Source organism: uncultured Acetatifactor sp., from assembly GCF_948601915.1.
Classification (GTDB): domain Bacteria; phylum Bacillota; class Clostridia; order Lachnospirales; family Lachnospiraceae; genus Acetatifactor.
Window position 1 is genome coordinate 1 of the sequence record NZ_CAPDXS010000160.1, and the last position, 11,192, is coordinate 11,192.

General features: G+C 55.8%; 6 protein-coding genes, 1 pseudogene and 1 riboswitch. Of the genes and pseudogenes, 2 read left to right on the forward strand and 5 right to left on the reverse strand.

Translation table 11 applies throughout. The annotated features are described in order from the left end of the window. Window positions 1–882: 882 nt before the first annotated feature. Window positions 883–1,062, reverse strand: a riboswitch (Lysine riboswitch). Between the two features lie 81 nt (window positions 1,063–1,143). Together Q2B33_RS20535 and Q2B33_RS20540 are read right to left on the reverse strand one after the other, a co-directional pair. After that, window positions 1,144–1,647 carry a cob(I)yrinic acid a,c-diamide adenosyltransferase gene (locus tag Q2B33_RS20535; protein ID WP_296477560.1) on the reverse strand — a complete coding sequence of 168 codons (504 nt, stop codon included), beginning with the start codon at window positions 1,645–1,647 and terminating at the stop codon, window positions 1,144–1,146. 107 nt (window positions 1,648–1,754) lie between these two features. Beyond that, window positions 1,755–2,393, reverse strand: a complete 639-nt coding sequence (locus tag Q2B33_RS20540) for a single-stranded DNA-binding protein (protein WP_296456493.1) — start codon at window positions 2,391–2,393, stop codon at window positions 1,755–1,757. Between the two features lie 392 nt (window positions 2,394–2,785). On the opposite strand from Q2B33_RS20540, the gene typA reads away from it, so the two are divergent. Continuing rightward, a complete protein-coding gene (gene typA, locus Q2B33_RS20545; RefSeq protein ID WP_296477554.1) occupies window positions 2,786–4,618 on the forward strand; it encodes a translational GTPase TypA in 1,833 nt (610 codons plus the stop codon). Window positions 4,619–4,976: 358 nt separating this feature from the next. Here typA and Q2B33_RS20550 read toward each other — a convergent pair whose 3' ends face one another. Both Q2B33_RS20550 and Q2B33_RS20555 read right to left on the reverse strand, forming a co-directional pair. After that, on the reverse strand, window positions 4,977–6,815 hold the full coding sequence (locus Q2B33_RS20550; protein ID WP_300568954.1) for an ABC transporter ATP-binding protein: 1,839 nt from the start codon (window positions 6,813–6,815) through the stop codon (window positions 4,977–4,979). Beyond that, entirely contained in the window at window positions 6,808–8,718 is a 1,911-nt protein-coding gene (locus Q2B33_RS20555) for an ABC transporter ATP-binding protein (protein WP_296474401.1), read from the reverse strand. The genes Q2B33_RS20550 and Q2B33_RS20555 overlap by 8 nt, the downstream gene beginning before the upstream one ends. Window positions 8,719–9,266: 548 nt before the next feature. Here Q2B33_RS20555 and Q2B33_RS20560 point away from each other — a divergent pair. After that, entirely contained in the window at window positions 9,267–10,496 is a 1,230-nt protein-coding gene (locus tag Q2B33_RS20560) for an ATP-binding protein (protein WP_300568949.1), read from the forward strand. Window positions 10,497–10,622: 126 nt separating this feature from the next. On the opposite strand, the pseudogene Q2B33_RS20565 reads toward Q2B33_RS20560, so the two are convergent. After that, window positions 10,623–10,739, reverse strand: a pseudogene (locus Q2B33_RS20565) (SpoIVB peptidase S55 domain-containing protein); the annotation flags it as partial. Window positions 10,740–11,192: the final 453 nt, after the last annotated feature.

The window sequence follows — 11,192 nt, forward strand, 5'->3', positions numbered from 1 at the left end:
GACGTGTGCTCTTCCGATCTGGTTCACCTCGCTAAACAGCGCGTTGCACAGCTCCATGGCCTCCAGCTGCATACGGCAGCTCCCCTTGGCGTCGCCGTCCAGGTACTTCTGGCAGATCTCATGTGTCTGGGCCGGCGCCACATTTCCCAGCACGGAGATTACGCCGATGCCGCCCAGGGACATGATGGGCACGATCTGGTCGTCATTGCCGGAGTAGATGTCCACCTTGGAATGCCCTTCTTCCATACCTGCCCCGATGGCCGCCAGATGTGCGATCTGGCCGATATTGCCGCTGGCCTCCTTGACGCCCACGATGTTCTCCACGTCCGTGCACAGCCTGAGAATCGTCTCCGGCGCGATATTGCAGCCGGTCCTGCTGGGCACATTGTAGAGGATGATGGGAAGCTTCACCGAATCAGCCACCGCCTTGAAATGGGCGTAGAGGCCGTTCTGGGTCGCCTTGTTGTAATAGGGGCTCACCAGCAGCAGGCCGTCCGCCCCCGACTCCTGGGCCTCCTTCGACAGATGGATGGCAGTTTCCGTGCAGTTGGAGCCGGTACCTGCCACCACGGGGATGCGCCCCGCCACCGTCTTCACGCAGTACCGGATCACCTCCGCATGCTCCTCCAGAGTCAGCGTGGACGACTCGCCCGTAGTGCCACAGACGATGATGGCATCCGTCCCCTCCGCGATCTGGAATTCCAGCAGCTTCGCAAACCCTTCATAATCCACTTCACCATTATCACGCATGGGCGTAACGATGGCCACACCCGAGCCCTTAAAAATAGACATCTTTTCTCCTCCATCATCTTCGTTTCTCTACTGTGTGAATGAAACAAACGCCGACACATAAAGCGCCGGCGCATGAATCCAATAGGATAATATACCGATAGCGCACCATCCTGTAACCACCAGATGACAGTCACACAGCTCTTAACTGTATGCCCAAGAGCCGATGAGCAGATCATCCCCTCTTTCGGCGTGTTCCCCTTTCCCTTCCCTTCCTCTGCGCCTGCCGCATCCGAAAAGGTACTCTTGAAAAACGCAACCTCTATCTTCTTGCATATATTCTCTCCAATAGAAAAAGCTTTCTATTGCCTTAAATCATAACATCATACAGGAGTGCTGTCAATGGATTTCTCGTCAAATCTGCGCATTTGCTTCCGGCTTCCAGGTCTCGATCCGGGAGACCATATCGGCCAGGGCACAGATGTCCTCCCCCGCCTTCTTGCCTGTCAGGATCACGTCCGTATCCCCTCTGCACTCCAGCAGCGCCCTCAAATCCTCCAGGGACACGATTTCCTTCTCCACCAGCCGGAGCACCTCGTCCAGTATCAGCAGGTCGCACTCCCTGGTGATCAGCACCTTTTTGGCGAAGTTCATCTCGTTCTTGATGTTGGCGATCTCCTCCTGCTTCTTCTCCTCCGACAGATTCTCGTAGCTCTCGTCGGATTTCTCGAAACAGAACAGCTTGATCTCCGGCTCCATCCTGCGCAGGAAGTCCTGGGACTTCATGCCGTTCCCCTTCAGGAACTGAAGGACGACTACGCTCTTCCCTTCCATGGCGGCCTGCAAAGCCCGCCCCAGGGCCGCCGGAGACTTTCCCTTTCCGTCACCGGCATATATATTGACCAATCCTTTTGCCATACCCCACCTCGTTTTACCCGAAATATTTCAAGACAGTCTCATCATACCACACTTTCCTGATTTTGGCAAACACTAACGGTCGATCTGGGTAAAAGGCTCCGGTTCCGTCACATTTCGTCTTCCGCGATCAACTCCAGCTTGCTGACCGACACCTCAAAGGCCACCCTTCTCTCCACATTCTCCTCGTCCAGCTTCTTCATATATTCCCTGCTCTGTATCCGCCCCCACACGGCACAGCGCTCTCCCACCTTGAAGTTGTTGGCATAGCGGGCGTTCCGGCCCCAGCAGATGCAGGGTATGTAATCGGACTTTCCATAAGGGCGGTTCACGGCCAGCAGGAGGTCCGCAATCTCTCTCCCAAGGGGCGTCTTCCTGTAGATCGGCTCCTTGCAGATATAGCCGTCCAGGAAAATCTGGTTGGTCTTGGAGCTCTCCTCCATCTCGTCCACGAAGCTCACCTCCCTGGCGAACACCGAGAGCACCAGACGATTCTTCCTCTCCTCATGGCGGTTGTAGGAACGGAACTGTCCGTTCACGCATATCAGTTCCCCCGTATAGTCCGCCGTCACGTCCATCAGCCTCTCCGATACCATGACGGGAATGGTGTCGTAGCTCTCGCTGAGCCGCTTGCAGCGCACGTCCATCATGTAGAAGCCCTCTCCGAAAATCTCATGGCTATAGGTAAAACCGCTTGCTATCTCCCCCATAACCGTCACCTGGTTGTTTTCAATTACCTTATCTGTCATTTTCGTTCTCCCTTCTTGTCCTAAGACTTTTTCCGGTAACACCTCCGGCGGGACATCCCCTGACGGATCCATATCCCAACGGCTGGATATTACTATTTATACAATAGAAACAGGTATTTTAGTACCATTTCTCACCGCACTCTTCGTCATTTTTTGCAAATCCGCATTCTATTTCATTTTTGAATCTATGTAAAATCGAAAACCAATCCTCCGCACCCCAATAATCCTTGCGTCCCGCGGGAAATAGTGCTATACTGTAACAGTTTGAAAATGTGCCTGAAAAAGCCATCGGCAAAGATAGACACAGGTTGACAATCCGGCAATCCCCAGGGTTGCCGCCAGCGCCGAATCCGTGCACAGGGCGCTGAAGCGCACAGAGAGGTATGATAATCATGAAGCAGAAAAGAGAAGATGTAAGGAACGTTGCAATCATAGCCCACGTAGACCATGGCAAGACCACTCTGGTGGACGAGCTGCTGAAGCAGAGCGGCGTGTTCCGCGAGGGCCAGGACGTGGCGGAACGCGTCATGGACTCCAACGATATCGAGCGCGAGCGGGGCATCACCATCCTTTCCAAGAATACCGCCGTCATGTACAAAGGGACCAAAATCAACATCGTGGACACCCCGGGCCATGCGGACTTCGGCGGCGAGGTGGAACGGGTGCTGAAGATGGTCAACGGCGTCATCCTGGTGGTGGACGCCTTCGAGGGCCCCATGCCCCAGACAAAATTCGTGCTCCGCAAGGCCCTGGAGCTGAAGCTCCCCGTCATCGTATGCATCAACAAGATAGACCGCCCCGAGGCCAGGCCGGAGGAGGTGGTGGACGAGGTGCTGGAGCTGTTCCTGGAGCTGGACGCGGACGACGCGCAGCTGGACTGCCCCTTCGTCTACGCCTCGGCGAAGACAGGCGTGGCTTCCATGGATTCCGACGGTGCCGGCGCCAATATGGAGCCCCTCTTCGAGACCATCGTGGACTACATCCCCGCCCCCGAGGGGGATCCCGAGGCCGGCACACAGGTGCTGATCAGCACCATCGACTACAATGAGTACGTGGGCCGCATCGGCATCGGCAAGGTGGACAACGGATGCATCAAGGTGAACCAGGAGGTGGTCATCTGTAACCACCACGACCCGGACAAGCAGGTTAAGGTCAAGGTCAGCAAGCTCTACGAGTTCAACGGCCTGAGCAAGGTGGAGGTAAGGGAGGCCGGCATCGGCTCCATCGTGGCCATCTCCGGCATCGCGGACATCCGCATCGGGGACACCCTCTGCTCCCCCGAGCAGGTTGTGCCCATCCCCTTCCAGAAGATCAGCGAGCCCACCATCGCCATGCAGTTCATGGTGAACGACTCGCCGCTGGCGGGCCTGGAGGGGAAATACGTCACCAGCCGCCACATCCGGGACAGGCTCTTCCGGGAGCTGAACACGGACGTGTCCCTGCGGGTGGAGGAGACGGACACCACGGAATGCTTCAAGGTATCCGGCCGGGGCGAGCTGCACCTGTCCGTCCTGATTGAGAACATGCGCCGGGAGGGCTATGAGTTCGCTGTCAGCAAAGCGGAGGTCCTCTACCATACGGACGAGAACGGCAAGCGCACGGAGCCCATGGAGCTGGCCTACATCGACGTGCCCAACGAGTTCGCCGGGGCCGTCATCGAGAAGCTGGGCCAGCGCAAGGGGGAGCTGCGCAACATGGGCAGCATCTCCGGCGGCACTTACACCCGCCTGGAGTTCTCCATCCCCGCCAGGGGCCTGATCGGCTACCGGGGCGAGTTCCTGACGGACACCAAGGGCAACGGCATCCTAAACACGGTCTTCGACGGCTACGCGCCCTACAAGGGGGACATCCAGTACAGGAAGCAGGGCTCCCTGATTGCCTTCGAGGCGGGGGAATCCATCACCTACGGCCTGTTCAACGCCCAGGAGCGTGGCACCCTGTTCATCGGCCCCGGCCAGAAGGTCTACGCCGGCATGGTGGTAGGCCAGACCGGCAGGAGCGAGGACATCGAGGTGAACGTCTGCAAGAAGAAGCAGCTCACCAACACCCGTGCCTCCGGCTCCGACGAGGCCCTGCGCCTGGTGCCGCCCAGGATTCTCTCTATGGAGCAGTGCCTGGACTTCATCGACACCGACGAGCTTCTGGAGGTCACGCCGCACACCCTGCGGATCCGCAAGAAAATCTTGGATCCCACCCTGCGCAAGCGGGCGGCCCTGCGCAAGTGATGGCTCAGAGAGATATCTGTCTATATCGGGGAGGCTTCCTCCCCGATTTTTTATGCACAGGGCCATGCGCGGATAACATGCCCATCCTTCCCTTTCCATGCCAAATCATACGGATATACGCCGCCTCTCGCCTATTTCCTCTCAATCCGGGACACTTTCGACATACCAGACAAATAATACTGCTCAGAACCTTAGAAACTATGATTTTCTGACACCCACATTTTCTGCGGATGGGTTTACTTTACCAAATATCTCCCGCAAAGTCAAGAGTTCCGGGAAAATTTATGAAAAAGCGTCATGAAATGACCCTCTGTGCGGTTCCCGCTTCATGGCAGCCTGCACAGAGGGTCTGATGATATCAGGCGTAATACCTGGCCTGGGCGTCCCACAGTTCCGTGTATTTCCCGCCCAGGGCATGGAGCTTTTCATGGCTGCCCCGCTCTATGATCTCCCCCTCGTGGAATACCAGGATCTCATCGCAGAACTGGCAGCTGCTCATCCTGTGGGAGATATAGATCCCAGTCTTGCCTTCCACCATCTCCTGGAAGCGGGAGTAGACTTCCGCCTCCGCCACCGGGTCCAGGGCCGCCGTAGGCTCGTCCAGTATGACTACGGGCGCGTCTTTGTAGAGCGCCCTGGCCAGAGCAATCTTCTGGGCTTCCCCGCCGCTGATCTCCACCCCATCTTCCAGGTACTTATAGAGGTAAGTGTCCAGCTGCTTCGGCATGCGCTTTACGATGTCCGCCGCGTCCGCCTGCTCCAGGGCCTTCCATATCTTATCGTCATCCCGTTCGAATCCGGCCGTGATGTTCTCCCATACCGAGAACGCCAGAAGCTTGAAGTCCTGGAACACCACACTGAACAGGGCCCTGTAGGCCTCCTCGTCATACTCCCGGATGTCCACGCCGTTCAGGGTGATTCGCCCCTCCGTGGGCTCATAGAGCCGGCACAGGAGCTTGATGAAGGTGGTCTTCCCTGCGCCGTTGGGCCCCACCAGGGCCATCCTCCCCCTGATGTTCAGCCTGCAGTCGATATGCTTCAGCACATAGTCCCTGCTGCCGGGATACCGGAAGCTCACGTCCTCGAATACCAGCTCGTATGCCCCGTCCTTCCTCTCCTCCAGGGCCCGGGTTCCCTTCACATGGCTGCCCTCCATGTCCAGGAACGCCAGGAACTTCTCCATGTAGGTGCAGACATTCCGCAGCCTCACCTGACAGTTGATGATGATGAAGCAGGCATTGCCGAACTGGTTCAGCGCGCCCACATACTGGGTGAAGGCACCCACCGTGATCGCCTTTGTCACCACCTTTACGGTCACCAGCAGATAGGAGCCTATGGTGAACAGGCTGTTCAGGCCGTTGTTGGCCTGGATGGTGCGGCGCATCACATCGAACATGCCGCCCCAGTAGGCCTTGCTCTTCTTCACCTCCGCCTCCGCGTTCCCCATGAGCATGTCCTGCATGCCATAGAGCCGGATGACCTTCCCCGCCTTCTCATTGAGGAACACCTGGTTCAGCAGATAGTCCTCCCTCATCTCCATCCCCGTATTGGCCTCAAAGTATGCCTTCTGCTTTTCGGAGAACTTCACGAACACTTTCCCGGAGAAGAAGGCCATCCCCGCCAGGGCGCAGCCGAACAGCAGCAGAGAGGGAAGGGGCCCCGCCAGCCTCTCCAGGAAAGTCCCGGATCCGACCGGCCTTGTATGGCACAGCCAGATTACCATGGAGGTGGACAGGATCACGCTCAAGACTGCCTGGAAGATGTCCCTGTACAGGGCCAGCACCATCCCCAGGCTGCCGTAGGCATCCGAGGTCTTCTCGGAGAAGGCGATTTTCTCCGCCACCTCCGGGTTCTCCATGGTCTCATAGTCCATGGAGAAGGTCTTCTCCCGCAGCCAGACGAAGATGGCCAGGCCCGCCACGTTGCGCAGCCCCCGGATCGCCGCCTCTGTCAGGCTCACCAGCACGGTTCCCACCAGGTTCGCCCCCAGCAGCGCTGCCGTCAGGACCACCGCCTGTCTGAATTCCCCCAGGCGCAGCGCGTCCACCAGCCCTGCGGTCAGAAAGAGGCTGATATAGGTCTGGGCCAGCTGGAAGACGATCTGCAGCAGGTATACCGGAATGATCTTGTGGTCCGTTTCATGTATCTTCTTCAGCAGCCGGAACCCCACTCTGTGGGTCGCTATCACTTCATGCATGGGCCTCTTCCTCCTTCTCCCCGGAATGCATTTCTTCCTTCTGATAATACTGGGCCTGGAGGTTGAACAGCTCCGCGTAGGCCCCTCCCTTTTCCATCAGCTCCTCATGGCTTCCCTCCTCCGCCACGCATCCGCCCTCCAGGTACAGGATCCTGTCGCAGAACCGTGTGGAGCTGAGCCTGTGGGAGATGAATATGCCTGTCTTGCCGCTTATCATCTCATCGTAGCTCTCATACATCCTGCTCTCCGCGATAGGGTCCAGAGCCGCCGTGGGCTCGTCCAGGATGACGATGGGGGAGTCCTTGTACAGCGCCCGGGCCAGCATCATCTTCTGCATCTGGCCGCCGGAGAGGGTCACGCCTTCCGGATCCAGGTCTTTGTTCATGACAGTGTGCCTTCCCTTGGGAAGCTCCCTGACCCTCTCGGCCAGACCTGCCTTTTCCAGGCTCTCCTCCAGCCGTTTCACATCCTCCAGCCCCTCCCTGACGCAGGACACATTTTCCGCCAGGGGGAAGGAGAAGGAGAACACATCCTGGAAGACAACCGCGTATTCACGGAAGATCTCCTCCCGGGGCATCTGCGCCATATCCTGTCCGTCCAGGTATATCTTCCCGGAGGTGGGGCGGTAGAGGCCGCAGAGGAGCTTGGTCAGGGTGGTCTTCCCGGCCCCGTTGAGCCCAACCAGAGCCAGCCGCTCCCCGGCGGGGATGGTCAGGTTCAGATTGTGTATGGTGTCCTTCTCTCCTCCCTCATACCGGAAGCACACGTCCTCCAGCCGGATTTCGTGGGGCGTCCCCGGGTTCTTCACCTTTTCCTCCCCGTCTTCCTCCCCTGTGCCCAGGTCCATGAATTCCCGGTATCTGTCCATATGCCCCTTGGTCTGGACGATCTGCTGCAGAGCCTGGAACAGCCCTCTCATCCATACGCCGAACCCCGACACGATACCTATGTACAGCAGGAATGCAGGAAGGGTGACGCTTCCCTGGACCATCTGCCAGATCAGATACCCATAGACGATCCCGTTCACCACGAGCCTGCAGATGCCCTCCAGGATCCCTCCCGTCAGAGGGCCCAGCGCCGTCCTGTACTCCAGAGATACGATCCTGTCCACCACCTCATGGAAGGCCCGCAGGAGCCATTTGTCCATCCGGTACAGGCGTATGTCCTTCCCGCTCTCGATGGCGATGGACTCTCTGCGCAGGTAGAAGAAGGCCTGCCGGTTCCTGGCATTCTCCTTTATCCTGGCATAGGTCTTCTCCCGCAGGGGCTTCTCCCAGGCTTCCATGAGCAGGACCTGCCCCAGCAGAAGGAGCAGCAGAAGCAGGCTGGCCCTGCCCACGATGACCCCGTAGACGATCAGCCCCAGCCCATTGGAGATTACGGTCCAGAACAGTTGCACATAGATTTCGATTCCTGAGCCCTCCCCGGAGAACAGGTTCTCCCTGGCCTGTGCCATCTTCCTCTGTCCCTGGGCGCTCTCTATGTAGCTCCCGTCCACCTCCACGCATTTCCGGTAGAATTCGATCCACATGCCGATCCGGAATGTGGTCAGCAGCTTCCCCTGGGTCTCCCGCAGATGGTTGTACAGGAAACGCACTGCCTGGAGCAGGACCACGTATCCCCCCACCAGCAGCAGGATGCTTCCCGCCTCCCGCCCGCTGATGAGACATGCCGCCACTGCCGCCGCCATGGCGGACTCCAGGAAGGGCAGCAGGATCCCCAGCGCCGTGGTGCCTGCGCAGACGGCAAAGGCCCCCGGCCCTTCCTTCTCTCTCAGGCAGCGGAAGGCGTATCTGTAGTTGTCGCCGATGGAATAGGCTGTGCCATCGGCCGCCCGGGTGCTTCCGGGTTTGCGCCCTTTTCCGGTCCGCTTTTCTTTCTGCTTTTCTGTCTGCTTCTGCATGGAATCTCCTCTCCCGGGGCCGGCTGTCTGCCAGACCCCACTATTTGAACGGGTAAATCTGTACAAGCATGTACGTTCATTATAAACAATTGGAGGGGGGATTCAAGTATATTTAGAAAATATTTTTCACTAATATACAATTTTATTCATTTTTTACAATTTCTTCTTCGCCATTTTGTCGGAATTTACCAGTCTCATTCCCTGTTCCCCAGGGCCTGCGCCGGAAGGATCCTGTCTGTCCGTTCCATCAGAAGGGGCATTTCGCTCCGGTGATATCATGATAGCATATATCCTCCCAGGCGGCTTTTCCGATTTAGGCAAAACAGAAATGCAGCCGATGAATTATCTGCATACTTCGGAGGGTATCCGCACAAACTGAATGATGAGTTTTTAATGTATGGTTCGGAAATATGATATGTATCAGAAGATTCAGACTTATATATCTGATATTATGATATTTTATAAAGTTTCCGACTTGCAAGTCTGAAACTATTTGCTTTTTTCGGATTCATGGGTATAATAGAGATATGGAAATCAGGAGGTGCATCATGACTGAACTTATCAATCGCCCCGAGTATCTAAATCAGCTCATCCAAAACAGGGATGTGGACCTGGTCAAAATCGTCACAGGCATTCGCAGATGCGGAAAGTCCTCCCTGTTGGACCTGTTCCATCGATACCTGTCAGACAGCGGCACAGCCGACGCCAACATCATCCACATGAACCTGGAATCGCTGCGTTATCGGAATTTTTCCGACTACCTCGCCTTCTATGACTATGTCAGCGAGCGCATCCCCAGGAGTGGCAAGACCTATCTGATATTCGATGAACTACAGGCCGTGGCGCATTGGGAAAAGGCCATCGAGTCCTTCCGTCTCGACTTCGATGTGGATATCTATATCACCGGCTCCAACGCATATCTGCTTTCCACGGAATTTTCCACCCTGCTTTCCGGAAGATATGTGGATATCCGTATGCTGCCGTTGTCGTTTAAGGAGTTCCTGACCTTCTACGACTTCGCCCCTTCTGTCACGGCAGAGGAAAAGTTCCAGCGATACCTGCAGTTCGGCGGCATGCCGATTCTCAGGGAATACCAGTTCAACGAAGCAAGAAGCAATCAGGCGCTGGAAGGCATCTACTCCACGGTGGTATTGCGCGACATTCTCCAGCGGAACAGCCAGGCCGATCAGGGTATGCTCCAGAAAATCATACTGTTCCTCTGCTCCAATATCGGCAGCATCACCTCTCCCAACAGCATCGGCAATGTCCTGTCCAGTGAAGACGATATCCATGCCGGAAAAGGCAGGAATGTGGCAGGGAAAACGGTAGATAAATATATCTCCATGCTGCGCAGCGCATTTATCTTCTACTCTGTGGGCAGATATGACGTGAAGGGCAGGCAGTTGCTGAAAACCCTGGGGAAGAACTACATCATCGATATGGGTTTCCGCAATATGCTCCTGGGCTATCGCGATGGGGACCGGGGACACATCCTGGAAAACATCGTGTTCCTGGAGCTCATCCGCCGTGACTATCGCGTATACATCGGAAAGGCGGGGGATGCCGAAATCGACTTTGTGGCAGAGAAGCCAAGCGACAGGCTGTATATCCAGGTGACGGAAAGCATGCTGCCGCCGGAGACCCGGGAGCGGGAGCTTAAGTCCCTGCGCATGATACCGGACAATTATGAGAAAATCGTGTTGTCCATGGACAGGAATTATATCAGTTCCTATGATGGGATCAAGTCGCTGTATCTGATTGACTGGTTGCTGGCGTAGATATGGGCTATGGTCGTCATACACTGTCATCTGGATGCTTGCTGGGCATGCAACTATGAGACAGCCTCCTCCGGCAGGCAAGCCTGCCGCGGAGTCGTTTTTCTTTTTATGCTGTGCTGCCCAGCCTCAATGCTCCAACATATTCTCAATAAAAATCCCATACCCCTTCCTGGAATCCTGCACCAGCACATGGGTCACCGCCCCGATGAACTTCCCGTTCTGGACGATGGGGCTGTCGCTCATGAGCGTGTCAAGGAAAGGGCAACATATTTTGACAGATTATTTCAATTTGTAACAGCTTCCCCTCAATTTCCCTTCTTTTTTCAATATTCCGTCCTCGACCATTTCCTTCAAAATCTTCAGGGCACGAGAATCCTTCACATTCAATAGATTCTGGACTTCTCTATTTTTTATTGAGCCCTTTTCCTCTATATATTGGATAATCTTTTTATGATTGTCATTCAATTTATCCGTACTTTTTATCCGTACTTTTCCGTACATTTCCGTACTTTCCATCACTTTATCCGTACTTTTCCGTACTTTTTCCGTGCTCTCCATCTCTTTATCCGTACTTTTTCCAATCCTCGTCTTATCAGGATACCGGAATAAATTGATACGAAAGCTTCCGGCAATTTCCACCAGCTCTGGATCTTCTAGTCCAAGTAGATCGGAAGAGCACACGTCTGAACTCCAGTC

Coding starts and splice junctions, on each gene's coding strand:
- typA (WP_296477554.1), top strand. CDS start 2,786: ATGAAGCAGAAAAGAGAAGATGTAAGGAACGTTGCAATCATAGCCCAC.
- Q2B33_RS20535 (WP_296477560.1), bottom strand. CDS start 1,647: ATGGCAAAAGGATTGGTCAATATATATGCCGGTGACGGAAAGGGAAAG.
- Q2B33_RS20560 (WP_300568949.1), top strand. CDS start 9,267: ATGACTGAACTTATCAATCGCCCCGAGTATCTAAATCAGCTCATCCAA.
- Q2B33_RS20540 (WP_296456493.1), bottom strand. CDS start 2,393: ATGACAGATAAGGTAATTGAAAACAACCAGGTGACGGTTATGGGGGAG.
- Q2B33_RS20550 (WP_300568954.1), bottom strand. CDS start 6,815: ATGCATGAAGTGATAGCGACCCACAGAGTGGGGTTCCGGCTGCTGAAG.
- Q2B33_RS20555 (WP_296474401.1), bottom strand. CDS start 8,718: ATGCAGAAGCAGACAGAAAAGCAGAAAGAAAAGCGGACCGGAAAAGGG.